Raw genomic sequence first — 15,884 nt, forward strand, 5'->3', positions numbered from 1 at the left:
ACGCGGGGCGGGGGATGAAATCGTATGTTCTGTGTTCCAAGTCGCCGGGGTTTGCCCGTCATTAGCCTGAAATAACGGTATACAAATACCGTATGCAATGAAAGTGATTTTACCATTTTAATGTTTAGTTTCGTTGTCTGGCGTGCCGTTCGTCAGGGCGTCCATTGTCGCCGCTATTTCCGCGTCAAGCTCGTCTTGAGACATAAGGCTGTGACGCAAACGAAACGCCCGGCGTTCTGGCGTTTCTGGTTTAATCGCAGCGGCTAATATCGCCTCTCGAATTCTTCGGTCGAGCTTAAAACAAACGGCGCAACCATAAGGGTGGATGAACATGCGGCGGGCCGGACGCTCGCAACGGGGGCAATCAAAGGCGGGGCGCGATCCCTTCGCCCATTGCAATCCTGTGAAAATCGAATGCTCCCCATTTTTATCACTCAAAATATATTCGAGAGATACGCCGCCCGGAACGGGTGTGACGAACATCGCGCCTAATCCGTTGTCGCAATGATACACGAAAGGGGTTTTTATTCTTTCGGGAAGTAATCGCTTGAGACGCGCCGCAGACAGGTAGGCCAGCCGTGCGTCACGAAAATTGTAGGTTGGGAGTTTCATGGTCTTTTTCTTTCGTGATTACGTGTCGGAATTGGATTGCTTGCCAGCCGTGGCGAATAGGTTATTAGCCTGCCTATGAAGCTCGTTCTTATTCGGCTTTGCAGACGCTTTGCGTCCACGGCGGCTACCCATGATAGGTTGACCGCCTGCGCCCTTCATCTGTTTGACCAGCGCCCTGTCGGCATTCGCCATATTCTCGGCTTTGCGCCGCTTCCCGTTTTTGAGCCACATGCTTTCCAGCTTGACGCCAACTGGATCGCCCGGCCCTGAGCTAGACGCGTTGTTCGGGTTTGTGCTGAGAACACGCATGTTCGTCACGTCTGGATGCTCCCAAATTGCGCGATATTTTTCCATGATGGAATGAGCGGTTCCAGCTTCCTCTTTAACGAAGGTGAGACGCATCGCCCCGTCTTTGCCGTCAAAAGCGCTGCGCAACAGCTTTCGCTTGATAAGCGCGATAACGTCCGGGCAATCCTCAAGGTTCGCGCGCAAGTCGATTTGAATAAGAAACGGTGTGTAGACGCGGTTCATATCAGCGCCCCCCGTCTTCAAGGCCCGCACTGTGCGTCAAAGCCATGATGACCTTAGCCCGGTGTGCCAGCGTGTCGGCTTCAAGTGCTGTGAGCGCCATTCGCAACTCGCCCCGATCCGAAACAGCGGGCAGGCCACGCGATAGCGCTAAGGCTTCACCGTGGTTCAAGCTCACTCGGTCAATGTGAGCAATCGTGTCCGGGTCCATCGCTTCCAACTCAGACGGGCGGAACGAAAGCACGTTATCCCATACCAACGGCGGGACGTTCTGGACCGTTGGCGTTCGGGTCTGCGCGGGCGGGGCTAGAAAGCTGTCCATCAAGTCGCGTGTCTGCAAATAGCAGTAGGTGAGGCGGTTCATGATGCACCGCCAATCTTCACGCGCTCTATAGGAACCGATAAGAACGGTAAGATGGGTAAGAAACTCCCTCTAACCTTATCTACTTTCTTACCGTTCTTACCGTTCTTACTGGGTTTCTTTAGGTAAGGCATAAACTCCCCTCCCGATCCGGCGCACTTCATTGGCTTTGGTCATTTTCGTAAGCAGAACGTCCACGGCATTGCGGCTCTTGCTGAGTTGGTCGGCTATGTCTTGGGCTCCGACGCCTGATTGCGGCCCAGCTGCGATGACATCGACAACCTGCCGTCGTTCTTCTGACAGGCGGAGCGCATCGGTCCCTGTGATATGGGTCCAGACGCTCCCGCTAAATGTGAGCGGTTCTTCAAATTCGGGAAGGTCGCGGCCACGCCCATAGAACACACCGTCAAAGTCGCCGCTTGGATCGTGCGATAAAATTACCGTTGTGTCTGCGGACGCGGTTAAGCCCATTGTGCCGCTCACAGCTTCAAATGGGTCTGAGGTGGTTGAACCGCCTTTCTTCGTGTGATGGATGACGATAACGCTAATGCGATAAAGGGAAGCCCATCTGTGTAGCTCATGCATCGCCTTGTAAACGGCGTCATATTCGCTTTGCTGCGACCTTGCGGGCGGGCGGATTTTTTGCAGCACGTCAACAATGACTAGGCGCGGGTTGTCGGCTGCATGACGCCAAGCCTCAAAAACCTTCATAGCGCCGCTATCAATTCGGTGCATGGAGTTCCAAGAACCTGTGTCATAGATTTGAAGATTTTCGCCTATCGAATCCCAATTCTGTTGATCATGGTAAGGCAGGACTTTTTGCATTCGATCTTGAATGCGCCGCCCATTGTCCTCAAGCGCGAGTAAGAGGACGCTCCCCCTGCGAACATCTTTCCCAAGGCATTCGCCGCCTGTTGCAACCGCTAGCGCTAAATCGAATGTAAGCCACGATTTGCCTATTTTTGGCGGGCCTGCCAGTAGGGTTAAGCCTTCTGGGATTAAGTCGGGAACAACCCAGCGCAGCGGCGGGAATTTCGTCGCCATAAGCTCGCCGATATTGGTCGGCTGCTTAAACGCAACACCATCCTCTAATTCCACGCCGGGCATTACTGTGACCGCTCCGTCATAGTCTGGATTTGTTGGAACGCTCTCTAATGGATCTAGGTTTGTATCTGTCATGTTGCGCCTTTCGTGCGCTGACCCAAAAGGGCATCGTTCCAATCATTGCAGCCGACAAAGGCCGGGTTTGCAGCGGCGGGCGGATAGGGTCGGGATGATATGCCAAGGGCGCACAAGCGGGCTGTCAGGTCCGCAGCGGCCTTCTGGCCCTGCCCCCCTGCATCGTCGTCATGGGCGATCAAGACGGCTTTCGTCCCGGTCGGTGGCGTCCAGTTGGCAATGCCGTCAGCTGATAAGGCGGCGTGACAGGGGAAGCCCATCAACTCTTGGAGAGACAGGGCGCTTTCAATCCCTTCGGCGACCGCAAGCAATCCGTTCCCGTCTGGACCTGCCAGCGCGACCGTTCCGCCCTTAACCTTGCCGCGCATCTTGCGGACCCTATCGCCAGCGTTTGGGTTCTTGCGCCCGTCCGGTGTGAGGTAGGTTGTATGGAGCCCGATCGACTTACCCGTTACGCAATCGACCACACGGGCCATCATGGCAGGTGAGGTGAAGCGTTGGACCCATTTAGGCTTGCCGTCCGACTTCACGCCTTCTTGCTCCCAAAAGGGCAAGGCAGGGTGGAACCGAATGTCATGGCTTAGTCCGTCCAGTAGACTTGCAGCGGACAAGCCCCGCGCCCCGTGTAGATAAGCTCTAAGCGGCTCACCTGTCGCCAGCGTCTCTCTCCATAAGGATTTGCACCGCGCATTGGCTCGCGCCTCCCTGTCGGCCTCGCCTGCAACCTTATGGGCAGGCTTTGGCGTTGAGCGAGGGGCAGGCCGACTTAGGCGCGCCTCTCGCTGTGGTGAGGCGTTAGACCAGTGCAAACGGGCCGCAATATCCTGCTTGAACGCGAGGGACGCGCCGGGGTCGTTATGGCAGTGAACGCCGATCCCATATTGCAAGCCAGGATTCGGCATGATGACCGTTGACCGATTAGCCCGGCTCTTATCTGGCGATGGAACGCGGGCAATAACGCCGTGCATCGTTCCGCCTAACAGTTGGCAGGCTTCGCGAACGTGCGCCTCGCATTCATGGTCTGGAACCGGATCGAATGTGACCATTCCGATAGTCCCAAACCGGGCATAGGCGGCGGCTGCATCTCGGTTAAAGTCTAGGGTTGGATTATGCATCATTGCCCCCTTTCGACCGGGTGGCGCGAGCATGATAAACGTTCTTACCCATGCGAAGCGGCCACAAGGCGCAATCAAGCGCCGTGCATTTGCGAACTTCGCTAATCACACTGCCGCAACAGTCGAGGCACTTGGCCCGTATGGCTTTGATAGGGCTTGGCGGGTGTCCTAGGTCCAGAATTTCCCGCTTAGAAAGTGAGGTGGGGTTAACCCCCACTTTTTCGCCTCTATCAGTGTCATATGGTGACACTTCTAGGTAGGCGTTCCGGTCCAGTGGATTACAGGCAGACGAACCCGGTTCGCTGGTTGATTTTGACGGGCCTTGTTGGTAAGGGCTATTCATCCGAACCCCCATCGCCTGCCAGCTTGGTATTTGGATTTGAAGCCGACCCGGTTTGCCCCGTGGTCGGTTTCGTCTTTTCAGTAGGTCGCAGTTTGATCCGCTCTCGAAGCGTGTAACGGCCATACCAACCAACACCGCCCGGCTGCGCAACCTTCTCCATATGGATAGGCACACCGTATTTTGTGCGCAGCATGAAAACATAATGAGATAACCGCAAACCGGGATGGGTAAGAGATGAAATGCCCAACTCACCATTTGCGATAAGGTGAACCAAGGTTTCATTCTCACGTCTGGCTGTGACTGTGAGTGTTGAACCGTCCGCGCGCTGGAATGTCTGCAAGCGGGCTTTGACCTGCGCAGCCATCTTAAGCGGCCTCGGCAGGGGATTCATACAGCGCACGAATATCGGCCACTTTCCAGACGGTCGTTCTAGGGCCAAGCTTTTGCGGCTTTGGGAAGCGGCCTGATTTAACGCCGTCCCACCATGTCGATTTAGACACAGGGATAGGGCCAGCAGGGGCGAGTATTTGGGAAAGCCTCACTAGGCCAGTTTCAGGAAAGGACGTGTTGTCCATTGTCGTAGCTCCATGACGGTTGTCGATGGATGCTGTTTGATGGAGTTCGTTTTCCGATTGGGTAGCTTGCGAAATTGATTTCGTAGGTTACGAAATTAGCTCATGATTTACGCGAGTTGATCGCTAACGCTTTCTTCGGCCTCTACGAGATATGTCTGAACCGTGCGGGGATTTATACTGACGCCTAGACGTAAAAGGTCACTCGTAATTGCGTTAGCTACTGAGAGGTCTTCGTTTTTCGCGGTGGGATCGACCTTCGTCCTTCGCTCGAATTGATAGTCCCCTTTGCGAGTTAGAATGTAGATAATCTTGAGAAGAGCCGCCTTTGTATTATGGTGAAGTGGATTGGCTTCGCGGACTTCCCTGTCACCGTCAACCTGAGCGGCTTTACTCTGCTCGGATCGGAGTTGATCAATCTGCTCCAAAAGCTTATTAACTTCCCCCTTCTGCTCATTTCGTATCTGAGTGACCGCGCAATCATATCTATCTTGAAGGTCTCGATAGAGAGAGTGCCAATCCGCAATCACGTAACCTAGCGACTCAACCGCCTCTTGCATTTCTAAAGGCAGGCTCCAATTCATCCTGTTAGACCAAGCGATGAATTCTGAAGTCACCGGGACTGCTGTAAGCTGGCCGTTTTGGACCGCCCGAACGGCTATATCTCGTCGCCTGAAAAATGTTTTCGCGGTGGAAGATTTCGTTCTCTCGTTTTCTAAATCAGTGACTTTTATACGGTCTGGGTCGCGGTTGATTGAGAGCAAGCAAGCTTCATCTATCCGCCAAGAACCTTTTTGCGCCCAGTGTTCAAAATCGGGCTTATAAATCGTGCGATTGAACCAAAGAGTGGAGTCATATTCCTCTTGAAGCTTCACGCTCTCAGCGGCGGAAAGCTCCCAAACTTCATCATCAGTAAGTTCCTCTAACCGACGCACTTCCGCCGTATATTGAGAGGCGGCTTCGTCATCTTGAGGCTTTGCTGTTCTAGATTCCTCCCTTAGACCTTTCGGGAACAATGTTTCTCGTATCTTCGCAATTTTGACTAATTTTGGAGTAACCGTTTCCGGTAAAGCCCCTTCATACTCATAAGCGGGATAGTGAAAGGGGAATTTCCTTCTAAGCAGAAAGCCAATTCTGTTTTTCCTATTACCACCGCTCATCTGGATTGTGTCCTCGCGGCTAGGTCAATCACATTTGCTGTTTCACCTGAAACAAACCTTGCCCAATCTTCCATGAGCGCCCGGCGCTTCTCTAGAGCCCTCTTACGCCTATAGGATCGTTCCACAACGGAGCCGACACTGTGAGACAATGCGGCCTCGGCAACCTCTTTTGCGTAGTTTGTCCGGTCGCCAGCGAAATCTCTAAACGTTGAGCGGAATCCGTGGACGGTAATGCTGGTTTGCCCCATCCGTCTCAACAGTTGCGCCATCGCCATATTGGACAAGGGTTTGCCGGGCTTATGACCGGGGAATAAAAAACCGTTAGGGCCGCAATCTGCTAACAGCGGCTCGACTATGTCTACGGCCCTGCGTGATAGGGGTATGACATGGTCTTCGTCCATTTTCATACGAGCGCCGGGAATTGCCCATATCTGGTTAGGCAGGTCAAATTCCGACGCAACGCAAGCGCGGGTTTCTGTCGTCCGGGTGGCTGTGAGAATTAGAAGTTCCAATGCACGGGCCGAAAGCGCCTCTTGTTCGCGAAGCTCGACCATGAATGCGGGCAGGGCGTCATAGTCCATTGCTGGATGATGCTTTACGCTCTTGCGGTCGTGTTTGGGCAGGATTGGTTCAAGCCCGCCCCGCCATTTTGCCGGGTTTGTTCCCTCTCGCCATCCGCGCCCTTCGGCATAGTCGAATATGATTTCGAGGTGTGACCGGGCAATGCGAGCCGTTTCGGGGGTCTTCGACCATATTGGTTTTAGGACGCGCAAAATGTCTTCACGACCGATATTCGACACGTCTCGGCTGTGTAGATGCTTGCAGCGTTTTAGTGCTGTCCGCTCCCATTTTTGTTTGGTTGCGGGGTTCATCGTGTCTAGCTGCCGCGAAGCCATACACGCTTGCGCAGCTTTCAAAAAAGTGACGCCCTCCGCAGGCTTAAGCGCTTCTCGCGGGTCAAGACCCATTGCGAGCGCGTCTCGCGCTGTCTGCGCCTTCGTCCGCGCAGCCTTTAGGGACACAAGCTGAAATGAGCCAAGCCCGATTTCACGCTGGCGACCATGACGCTTCCACATAAACAGCCAAGATTTACGCCCGCCCTTTTGAATGCGTAGGTATAAGCCGCCACCGTCGCTATGACGCCCGGTCCCTTTAAGCGCCTTCACGCCCTTAGCTGTGAATTTTTCTAGTCCTGCCATATCGTGCCTGCCAGAGCGTGAACCGTGCCTAGCGCCGTGCCTAGCGCAAGGTCTGGTTACTATAGGACTAGCACGGATAACATCGGACACAAAGCCCCGTGGTAACTAGAAATGTGGGTGATTAACCGGACAACATAAAACGCCGTTGGACTGTAGTTAGACGCATGTCAGGTGCGGTTTCTCTTTTTACATACTGCCGTTTTGCATTGAATTTTGTCGAGACTACTTCGTTTGCCTAACGCAGTGTCTCTACCCGTCCCGCTTGCTACATGCCTCTTACGGTCCCAAAACGCTGAGGACCGTCTATAGTCTATTTCAGGTAAGGACTGGAGTCTTCAGACGCGGTTTGTCAAAGGCATTTGTCGGCCTGTGGCCTCAAGACCAGACTAGGGCAATCGTGCGCAGTTTGAGTAGGCTGGCGGGCCACGAGGGCGAGATGCGAGGTCACAGAACAGGCAAGAAGGCCATGTTTTAGACCGTGACGACAATGATACCGAACGTAACAGTCTCGGAGCCTTCATCGATTACGACAACAGTCTTTATGTCGGAAGTGCTGACGGAATCTAGCCGATAGATTTTTGTAAGTAGATTCGGGTGAAGACAGTGTCACATATTTCAGTGGCTTTCGGCGATCCTGAATTGGCTTACGCATCAATTAAGGAACTCTCATCTGCATGGATTGCAAGGGTCAATAGCCGAGCGAAAAATAGGCTTGCAGAATACATGTTCCTATTGTACCCCTACATCAAAGGGTACATATAAGTTGCGTAGTCATGGAAATAGAAATCAACATTGATGATGACGTGCCATTGTTTACGCAAGTGATGGAGCAGATCAAACAGGCGGTAAGCGCTGGCCACTGTTTGCCCGGCTCTGCGCTGCCCTCAATCCGCCAGCTTTCCAGCGACCTTGAGATAAACAGTAAAACGGTCGCTAAAGCTTACAGGCTGTTGGAGCGCGACCAAATTATTCAAACTAAAGGACATCGCGGCACATTCGTGCATCCGAATGCCAAGGCGAATTGCACAATAAACCTCCAAGAGCGAGCCGTGGCAGACCTCACTCGTGCGATACAAACGCTCAAGAACGTCAATTTAACTGATTCCGAAATCCGCAACGCTTTTGCGCTTGTGATGAATGGGCAAGGCCCAAAAGGTCAATAGTATAATGATTAACCTAATATTTTTTACCGTCTTTCTATGCCAGGTCATTTTAATTTCGATGATTTACTCAAAGAAGATGTGTGATCAGTCAATGCATATTCTTGAAACCTGTCCTCCCTCTGACTATCCGAAACTCTACGAGAACTCGAAATACGCCTATCCGGGAAAAAGGCTCCGCGAGCGGTTCCGTAATCATTATTGGTTGAGTTTGACAATTGGGACATGTGGGCTCCTTCTTCTCACGGCGATGTTGATAACGGGCTATGCGCCCAGCCGGACGAAGGAGAATGGCCACATTGTCTTTGTAGTGTTATTCTTCGTGTTGCAGTCTATTCCCTATATTCTTCATGCGGTCACAACACAAAATTGGCATAGAAACATCCGTGGTTCTGGAATCTTGCCAACCCGAAAAGCTGATTTACGTCCCCGTAAGATCCTCGACTTTATACCGCCCACTTACATAGCGACTGCTGCTCTCGCATTCATCGGTTGGCTTACATATTACCTTTACAACAAGGGGCTTACGACAGCCTGGGATTGGCAAACTTATGTGACCGTGGTCGGCGTGACGGTAATTAATTTTATCATGATTGCTGTCGGTTTGAATTACTTTCGAGGTAAAAAGTTCGGCCCGTATCAGGCTTATAAAGATCAAAAAAAATCGATTGAAACGCTCTTTAGAGTATTCGTATTCGCTAGCGTCATGCTGAGCCTTCATTTGGTTGTAGCTGAAGCAATCAATCAAAATGGCTGGGACGAGTATGAACCGCTTGTTCTCAGTCTTTATTTCCAAGCCGTCATAATTTTTGGGCTAGGTGAAGTGATGCGCCGGTCTAAAATCGAAAACATGGACTTCAGCGTTTACCAAAAAGGTCAACTATAATGACTTCGAATAAAGGCGCTCTGCCAACTATAAGTCCAATGGCGGCGTTGGTTGACATAATTATTTTTCTCTCGGTGATGTTTTTTATCCGAACTCTATATTTCCCGAGCCTTAATTTTTGGGGAAATGCGATGGTTAATTCTGTCGCGACGCTGAGCGTTGCGACAGCACTCCTCTATTTTCGCGGGCAATCTTGGAAAAGCATGGGTCTTGTTAAGCCGGACAGTTACAAAAGAGTTCTTATCATAGCCGCTGGGGCGTTTGTCGCGACACTCGGTTCGATCATGGTCTATGAGGGTTTCCTGAGCGATCTACTCTTCCCGGTGTCGACGCCTGAGATTGGAGGAATCGCGTCAGTCGAAACAGAGATGGATAGCGGTTCCCGGTTTCCAGATGCGGGACCGAGTTTGCTGATGTATTTTGGCGTAATTCTTATAATTTGGCTTGAGTCATTTTTTGAGGAACTTCAGGATCGTGGGTTTTCGCTGAACCGATTTGAATCACTTCTGTCTAAAATTCCCTTCTCGATCATATTTGCAGTAATCGCCCAAGCCGCTGTTTTTGGCTACCGGCACTCTCCGAGCCATGGCTTGTCGGGTGCGATGGTGGTTGGTATCATCGGACTCGTTTTTGGTATTATATATGTTGCCACCGGCCGGAATCTGTGGCCGCTAATCATTGTTCATTGTCTCCTAAATACGATTTCAATGTGGGACAAAATTTAGGGCTTTGAACAACAGTTCTTTCCAGCACCGAACAAATTATGGATGGAAATTCGTCCGTCAAACCGCCCTCGGACTGTCATGAAACACCTCGCGCATTAGTGGAATGAAACTGTCCAAACTATCGACTTCAAAGTCCGGATCAAAGGCAGGGGCGTCCCATTCGTCGACGAGTTTAACGGCCAGCGGATACCAGCTTTCATCTTTCCACTGCTTGCGCAGATCGGTCGGCGCGCCGAGATAATGATAGTAATGTTCGCCCTGAAACGCTTGGTGATGGTAGATCACATGATAGCTATCGTCGCTGATATAGGGGCGCATCATTTCAGCCGCGATGGGGCCGTGGTTAGGCACATTGATGACCTTAGCAATGTCGTGGCACAGCGCGATGACGATATGTTCTGGCGAGGCGCCGGAGCGCCGGGCTAGGGTTGCGCACATCAGCGCATGTTGAAGTTGGTCGCAGGCAAAACCGAGTGTGGCATTTTCGAGTTGGCGCAACATGCCGATAAAGCGGTCGGCCGTATTGCCAAAATCCTGTTTGTGCGCGGCTCCGATGATCTTCCAATCATCAAGATTGCCGTCTTGCATTCGCGTGAAACTGGCTTGTTGACCCTCCGTCGTTGCGTCCAATTTCATTACGTCATCCATGACGTCCATATCGACCTTCATCGTGTGATCTCCCTGAGTGTCTCTTTCATTCTATCAGAAATCTTGACAGGCCGCCGGGTTTTCTCGTCGACATAGACATGAACGAAGTGACCGCGTGCGGCGGCTTTGTCGCCTGTGCCGAACAAGCCGATCTCGTAGCGAACTGAGCTACTCCCAACCTTTGAGGCCCGTAGTCCGGCCGTGATGGGCTCGGGAAAGGTGAGGGGCGCGAAATAGCCGCAGGCCGTTTCCACAACGAGTCCAATGGTTTCACTTACACCGATGGTCAGAAGATCATTATCGATGAGCCAGCGATTCACGACCGTGTCGAAATATTCGTAATAGACCGCATTATTGATGTGGCCATAAACATCATTGTCATTCCAACGCGTCGGTAGTTCCAAGACGTATGCGTAATCGTCGCGTGTGTCGGGCTGCACCCTTTCAGAAGTGCCGGTCACGCGATGGTCTCATAGATTTTGACAATGTCGGCGCGGGTCATGCTACGTGGATTGTTGCGGAGTACCCGGTCTTTCAGGATCGCGTCGTCGGCCATCATCGGGATGGCATCGGCGTTGATGTTGACATCGCGAAGGCGGCGCTGAACGCGCGTTTCGTCCTGTAGGCGGAGGATTTCGTCAATCAGGGCGCTCGGACTGTCTCCGACGCCTAGATCACGCGCGATTTCGCTGTACCAACGTTTGGCGCGCTCTTCCTGTGCGTTAAACTTCATCACCTCGACCATGACCAGCGAGTTGGAGAGACCGTGCGGGACATGGAAAAACCCACCCAGCGGATAGGCCAAACCATGCACGGCACCGACAGGGGCGTTGCTGAACGCTTGTCCGGCGAGCATGGCGCCGATCAGCATGTCTTCTCGTGCCTCAATATCGGCGGGCGTGTTGACAGCGCGGCTGATGGCATGGGTGAGCTTGCGCAGCGCTGAGAGGCCAAGGGCGTCGCTGATTGGATTTTTGCGGTGAATGGAGGTGTAGGCCTCAATCGCATGGACCATCGCATCGATGCCGGTGGCCGCCGTAATATGGCCTGGAAGACCGAGCGTCAGATCAGCATCCAGTAAGACCCGGTCGGCATAGAGCGGGTCGGAGACCACGGCATTCTTCGACCCTTTACCGGTGGTGATGACAGCGACATTGGTCACTTCGGAGCCGGTGCCGGATGTGGTCGGGATCAGGAGCAGCGGCAAGCGAGGACCTTGCGCGACATCGACACCGTAAATTTCGGGGAGGGTGGTTTCATTGTCGGCGAGGAACGCGATGATTTTGGCCGTATCCATCGGCGATCCACCGCCAAAACCGATTACCAGTCCCGCGCCGAATTGTTGAACTGCTTCCGCGCCTGAGATCACCACATCTTCAGGTGGATCGGCGACAACTTCATCAAAGACCATCACTTGATAACCCGCATCCTTCAGGGCGGCGAGCCCAGCATCGAGCAGACCAAGCGAACGCACGCCCTTATCTGTAACGATAGCGATGCGCTTATTGCGTGGCAGACCCGCGACATGGGCGTCTAGCCGGGCTGTACCGCCGGGTTCGATGCGAATGTCTGAGACGGTTCTGAAACTATGCATCGGCGCGTCTCCTTGTCCCGACATTGGGCGGTGTCTCTGGCGGTCCGGCGAAACATTGCGCGATGCGCATCCACTGTTCAGCAGTGTCTCCGACGGTTGTGAGGTCAATATCCATATCACCAATATTGCGGCACTGGGTCACGACTTGGCAGAAGCTTTCCGCCGATCCATCGATGCGGTTGTCGGCTTGCATGTCGTTCCATTCCCAAATCGTGCCGCTTGGCGCTGTGAGACGGATGTAGGGCTTGGGCTTGGGCGGCTCCAACCCATTGACTCGAAAGCTCCAAGAATAGGTCGTGACGCCAATATGCGCGACATTCTTCAATCGGTCACCAGTGTTTCGGGTTACACCCAGTACGTCATAGATCGCCTGTGCATGGGCCCAATGTTCCATTTGGCGCGCAATGATGCAGGATCGAACGGACATATCCGGCCCGAACCATCTTACGCGCGCGTCGGGATCAGCGGAGGCAAAATGATCTGCCATATCGGGATAAAGGGCTTGCCAAGCTTGGTAGGTTTCCGATGCTGGCGTCTTGCCAAACCAAGCGCGCTGCAATGCCCGATGTCCCTTCGCCATGTCAGGGAGGATCCGAGCGCAGAACTCTGTAAAGGCGGTCGTCCCTGCCAAAGACGCGTCAGCCGCGATATTGAACAGGTGTAAATGCTCGATGACCTCGCCGATGGTCCAGCTTTTGAACCCCGTCTCGCGGTTAAAGTCTGCGTCGGATAGACTGGATAACAGAGCGTTGATTGCGTCGCATTCTTCGCGGAAGTCGTGGGCGGCTTGCATAAGGTGGGTGTTGCAAGCAGTCCGATGGACGTCAATCACCATGCAGAACACATCCGCTATGTGGATAGGTTCGAACAGAGACAGTTTTGGTTGTGGCCCGTGCGCACATTCGAGCCAATTCTTGTAAAGATAGCCCGAATCCCCACATCAGCTAACATTCGGTTGGGGCTTGTCCGCCGCATCAATCGTTTCGAATCTAGCGCTTAAGGATCACTCATGGCTGGCCCATCCGTTTCGCCCGAGATTGATCGGCTGATCACGTTGCTGGCGAAACTGCCGGGACTGGGTCCACGGTCAGCGCGTCGAGCGGCGCTCCATCTTCTTAAGGCGCCGGATCGCTTGATGACGCCCTTAGCGTCAGCCATGAATATTGCGGCGGAGCGCATTTCGACTTGTTCGGTCTGCGCCAATGTGGACGCTGCGGACCCCTGTTACATTTGTAGTGCGCCCGGGCGTGACCAATCATCGATCTGTGTGGTGCAGGATGTATCCGATCTGTGGGCCATGGAAAGGGCTGGCGCGTTTCGCGGCACCTATCATGTGCTGGGCGGAACGCTGTCTGCGTTGGACGGTATCCGGCCAGACGATTTAAACATTGCGTCGCTCATTGGTCGAGTTGCTACGGGCGGAACAGAGGAAGTTATTCTTGCGATGAATGCGACCGTCGATGGTCAAACCACGGCGCATTACATCACCGAACATCTGGAGAAGACGGGCGTGCGCGTTACCCGTTTGGCGCACGGTGTTCCGATTGGCGGCGAACTCGATTATCTGGATGACGGCACGATTGCAGCCGCGATGAAAAGCCGCCGACTACTCTGAGACTTGCAGCGAAACCTGACCGGGCTAAGCAAAGTGCGGAGGGCGTTATGACGCAGATCATCGAGCGAAAGAGCGGATCCTACATATTGGGGCGGCCATCCGTTTCTTTTCTCATTGTTATCAATCTGATCCCACTGGTCGGCGTATTCGCCTTTGGCTGGAATGCTGGCTTTCTGATGCTGGTTTATTGGATGGAAACCGTTGTCATCGGACTTTTCAATATACCCAAATTGCTGACCAGTCGGCGAGGTCGCGAAGGGTCTCCGTGGTGGCTGATCTGGCTCGGAAACTTGTTTATTACCGCGTTTTTCTGTGTCCACTACGGCATGTTCAATTTTGGCCATGTGATGTTTCTGCAAACTTTGTTCGACCTGCCTCCGATTGGTCTTGATGTTCTGATCGTGGCGGGTGGCCTGTCGCTTAGCCATGCATTTTCACTTATCGTGAATTGGTTTGGGAAACGCGAATACGATGAGGTGGCGGTTAATGAACAGATGTTCAAACCCTATGGCCGGGTCGTTATCATGCATGTTGCCATAATCTTAGGCGGCTTCTTTTTGGTCGGGAGCGATGGCGCTGCGCTCGGACCCTTGGTTTTCCTCGTAGCGCTCAAGACAGGGTCTGACGTGCTCGCGCATGCCGTATCCCATGGTTGGATCAAGCTGCAGCCGGAGACGGCCTAAACCTCTTCAATCACGCTAGTGCCACGCCCGCCACTCCCCAAGCCCGATGTCCATTGCCAGGTCTCGTGCAGCCGGATTTTTCCGCCTGTGAGAACTTCCGGTTTGCTTTCGCAGCGCCCGGAGCGAAGCAGGCCGCTTTTGGTCACATGATGGTAGAGAAAGGTCAGAGATCCGTCCGTATGGACCTTGCCGACCAGAGACCCATAGTCGACCTCGCCGCCCGAATAAGTGCCCATTAAAACATCATCTCGCTGTTCATAGCGAAACAGCGTGTCTGACCCGACGTCGCCGTCGCCTTTGCTCGACACGGCCCGGAAGAGACGATCGCCATAGTGGATCATAGCAGCGACCCAGATTCGGATGGTGGGTCGATAGTGAGAGGATTACCCTCTTCATCAAGGTCCAGCTGTTCAATCTTGTCAGCGCGACGTGTAATTTTGTCAGTGCTAATTCGTGCCTGACGCATCATCTCCAACCCACCATCATAATGGCTTTGTAGCTTGGCGATCCGATCATCGAGTCGTCGGACGTCCCCGCTAATTTTTCCGACTTCGTCCAAGATCACAGTTGCCTGCTCGCGCATGGCCGCGTCTTTCAATACCGCATTCATCGTGTGGAGCGTGGCCATGAAAGTTGTTGGCGATACGATCATGACCCGTTCGGTGAAACCCCGTTCGACAACTTTGGGAAAGTGCGCATGAAGTTCGGCGTAAATGGCCTCGCTGGGTAGAAACATCAGCGCAATCTCGTGGGTCTCACCGGGCAGAAGATATTTGTCGGCGATGGCACGGATATGTTTAGTGCAATCATTGGCAAATTGCCGACGCGCGAGATCGCTCTCTATTGTGTCTTCGGTTTGGCTGAAGCGTTGCCAGGCTTCCAAAGGGAATTTGCTATCGACGGCCACATCAAGATGACCGCCGGGTAAGTGGATAACCGCATCAACGCGCGCATTGTTGGAGAGTGTTTGTTGAAAGGAATAGGTGCGGGCGGGCAGGAATTGCTCGATCAGTGATTGCATTTGTTTTTCGCCGAAGGCTCCCCGCGCCTGTTTGTTGGACAGGATCGACTGCAGGCCAGACACTTCACCGGCCAATTCTTTGATGTTCGCTTGGGCGCGGTCGATAACTTCGAGGCGCGTATCCAATCGTTTGAGGTGCTCTGTCGAACGTTCTGATTGTTCATTGATGGACCGGCCGACCCGTTCCGTCATGGCTGATAGACGCTCGTCCAAACTCTTCTGAAATAGGGTTCCGCGCTGTGCTTGCTCTTCGGAGAGTTGAGCCAAGCGCCCTTGCAGTTCGGCCTGCTGCCCCCGCATCGCCATCAACTCAGTTTTGGTGGTCCCGTCACTTCGCCATAGAGAACCGATGAGGATACCTAAGACTAAGAGTAGCCCGCCAATGACGAGCTCCAACAAGGTGATATCCGCACCGCCAATCGAAAAGACAGGTTCCATCTTTGTTCTATGGCATGGTCCGGCTGTTCTGAACAGCCGGAGAGG

General features: G+C 53.2%; 20 protein-coding genes. 5 read left to right on the forward strand and 15 right to left on the reverse strand.

The features are described from left to right. Positions 1 to 117: 117 nt before the first annotated feature. The 9 genes from QQL54_RS04015 to QQL54_RS04050 all read right to left on the reverse strand — a co-directional run bounded on the left by QQL54_RS04015 (position 118) and on the right by QQL54_RS04050 (position 7,069). Positions 118 to 612, reverse strand: coding sequence for a hypothetical protein (locus QQL54_RS04015; RefSeq protein WP_284387811.1), 495 nt, complete (start codon positions 610 to 612; stop codon positions 118 to 120). An 18-nt stretch (positions 613 to 630) separates the two neighbouring features. Further along, positions 631 to 1,143 carry a hypothetical protein gene (locus QQL54_RS04020; RefSeq protein ID WP_284387814.1) on the reverse strand — a complete coding sequence of 171 codons (513 nt, stop codon included), beginning with the start codon at positions 1,141 to 1,143 and terminating at the stop codon, positions 631 to 633. A 1-nt stretch (position 1,144) separates the two neighbouring features. After that, the gene (locus tag QQL54_RS04025; RefSeq protein ID WP_284387816.1) at positions 1,145 to 1,504 is read right to left on the reverse strand and encodes a hypothetical protein; all 360 of its coding nucleotides are present in this window, start codon (positions 1,502 to 1,504) and stop codon (positions 1,145 to 1,147) included. A 105-nt stretch (positions 1,505 to 1,609) separates the two neighbouring features. Next, complete coding sequence (locus QQL54_RS04030) at positions 1,610 to 2,680, reverse strand: AAA family ATPase (protein WP_284387818.1); 1,071 nt, start codon at positions 2,678 to 2,680, stop codon at positions 1,610 to 1,612. After that, on the reverse strand, positions 2,677 to 3,828 hold the full coding sequence (locus QQL54_RS04035) for a DUF7146 domain-containing protein (protein ID WP_284387821.1): 1,152 nt from the start codon (positions 3,826 to 3,828) through the stop codon (positions 2,677 to 2,679). Before QQL54_RS04035 ends, QQL54_RS04030 begins: the two co-directional genes overlap by 4 nt. A gap of 302 nt (positions 3,829 to 4,130) precedes the next feature. Next, a complete protein-coding gene (locus QQL54_RS04040) occupies positions 4,131 to 4,502 on the reverse strand; it encodes a winged helix domain-containing protein (RefSeq protein WP_284387823.1) in 372 nt (123 codons plus the stop codon). A gap of 1 nt (position 4,503) precedes the next feature. Beyond that, positions 4,504 to 4,713 carry a helix-turn-helix transcriptional regulator gene (locus QQL54_RS15460; RefSeq protein WP_348520672.1) on the reverse strand — a complete coding sequence of 70 codons (210 nt, stop codon included), beginning with the start codon at positions 4,711 to 4,713 and terminating at the stop codon, positions 4,504 to 4,506. A gap of 107 nt (positions 4,714 to 4,820) precedes the next feature. After that, positions 4,821 to 5,870 carry a hypothetical protein gene (locus QQL54_RS04045; RefSeq protein WP_284387825.1) on the reverse strand — a complete coding sequence of 350 codons (1,050 nt, stop codon included), beginning with the start codon at positions 5,868 to 5,870 and terminating at the stop codon, positions 4,821 to 4,823. Continuing rightward, positions 5,867 to 7,069, reverse strand: a complete 1,203-nt coding sequence (locus QQL54_RS04050) for a tyrosine-type recombinase/integrase (protein ID WP_284387827.1) — start codon at positions 7,067 to 7,069, stop codon at positions 5,867 to 5,869. The genes QQL54_RS04045 and QQL54_RS04050 overlap by 4 nt, the downstream gene beginning before the upstream one ends. Positions 7,070 to 7,842: 773 nt before the next feature. Between QQL54_RS04050 and QQL54_RS04055 the strand changes: the two genes are divergently transcribed. The 3 genes from QQL54_RS04055 (at position 7,843) to QQL54_RS04065 (ending at position 9,840) form a co-directional block, all read left to right on the forward strand. Next, positions 7,843 to 8,232: a GntR family transcriptional regulator gene (locus tag QQL54_RS04055; protein WP_284387829.1), complete on the forward strand. Its 390-nt coding sequence runs from the start codon at positions 7,843 to 7,845 to the stop codon at positions 8,230 to 8,232. A 91-nt stretch (positions 8,233 to 8,323) separates the two neighbouring features. After that, complete coding sequence (locus QQL54_RS04060; RefSeq protein WP_284387831.1) at positions 8,324 to 9,115, forward strand: hypothetical protein; 792 nt, start codon at positions 8,324 to 8,326, stop codon at positions 9,113 to 9,115. Further along, positions 9,115 to 9,840 carry a CPBP family intramembrane glutamic endopeptidase gene (locus QQL54_RS04065; protein ID WP_284387833.1) on the forward strand — a complete coding sequence of 242 codons (726 nt, stop codon included), beginning with the start codon at positions 9,115 to 9,117 and terminating at the stop codon, positions 9,838 to 9,840. Before QQL54_RS04060 ends, QQL54_RS04065 begins: the two co-directional genes overlap by 1 nt. Positions 9,841 to 9,897: 57 nt before the next feature. Here QQL54_RS04065 and QQL54_RS04070 read toward each other — a convergent pair whose 3' ends face one another. The 4 genes from QQL54_RS04070 to QQL54_RS04085 are packed head-to-tail and all read right to left on the reverse strand — an operon-like array spanning position 9,898 to position 12,875. Beyond that, the gene (locus QQL54_RS04070; protein WP_284387835.1) at positions 9,898 to 10,509 is read right to left on the reverse strand and encodes an HD domain-containing protein; all 612 of its coding nucleotides are present in this window, start codon (positions 10,507 to 10,509) and stop codon (positions 9,898 to 9,900) included. Continuing rightward, a complete protein-coding gene (locus QQL54_RS04075; RefSeq protein WP_284387838.1) occupies positions 10,506 to 10,949 on the reverse strand; it encodes an acyl-CoA thioesterase in 444 nt (147 codons plus the stop codon). The genes QQL54_RS04070 and QQL54_RS04075 overlap by 4 nt, the downstream gene beginning before the upstream one ends. Continuing rightward, positions 10,946 to 12,082, reverse strand: coding sequence for an iron-containing alcohol dehydrogenase (locus QQL54_RS04080; RefSeq protein ID WP_284387841.1), 1,137 nt, complete (start codon positions 12,080 to 12,082; stop codon positions 10,946 to 10,948). The genes QQL54_RS04075 and QQL54_RS04080 overlap by 4 nt, the downstream gene beginning before the upstream one ends. Beyond that, positions 12,075 to 12,875 carry a TIGR03084 family metal-binding protein gene (locus QQL54_RS04085; RefSeq protein ID WP_284387844.1) on the reverse strand — a complete coding sequence of 267 codons (801 nt, stop codon included), beginning with the start codon at positions 12,873 to 12,875 and terminating at the stop codon, positions 12,075 to 12,077. Before QQL54_RS04085 ends, QQL54_RS04080 begins: the two co-directional genes overlap by 8 nt. 216 nt (positions 12,876 to 13,091) lie before the next feature. On the opposite strand from QQL54_RS04085, the gene recR reads away from it, so the two are divergent. Continuing rightward, positions 13,092 to 13,697 (forward strand): recombination mediator RecR, encoded by a 606-nt coding sequence (gene recR / locus QQL54_RS04090; RefSeq protein ID WP_284387846.1) that lies wholly within the window; start codon positions 13,092 to 13,094, stop codon positions 13,695 to 13,697. A 47-nt stretch (positions 13,698 to 13,744) separates the two neighbouring features. Next, positions 13,745 to 14,380, forward strand: coding sequence for a DUF6498-containing protein (locus QQL54_RS04095; RefSeq protein WP_284387848.1), 636 nt, complete (start codon positions 13,745 to 13,747; stop codon positions 14,378 to 14,380). Here QQL54_RS04095 and QQL54_RS04100 read toward each other — a convergent pair. After that, a complete protein-coding gene (locus tag QQL54_RS04100) occupies positions 14,377 to 14,721 on the reverse strand; it encodes an avidin-fold protein (protein ID WP_284387850.1) in 345 nt (114 codons plus the stop codon). The genes QQL54_RS04095 and QQL54_RS04100 overlap by 4 nt on opposite strands. Further along, positions 14,718 to 15,839: a DNA recombination protein RmuC gene (locus tag QQL54_RS04105; protein ID WP_284387851.1), complete on the reverse strand. Its 1,122-nt coding sequence runs from the start codon at positions 15,837 to 15,839 to the stop codon at positions 14,718 to 14,720. The genes QQL54_RS04100 and QQL54_RS04105 overlap by 4 nt, the downstream gene beginning before the upstream one ends. Between the last annotated feature and the right edge of the window lie 45 nt (positions 15,840 to 15,884).

Source organism: Algimonas ampicilliniresistens, assembly GCF_030159955.1.
GTDB lineage: Bacteria > Pseudomonadota > Alphaproteobacteria > Caulobacterales > Maricaulaceae > Litorimonas > Litorimonas ampicilliniresistens.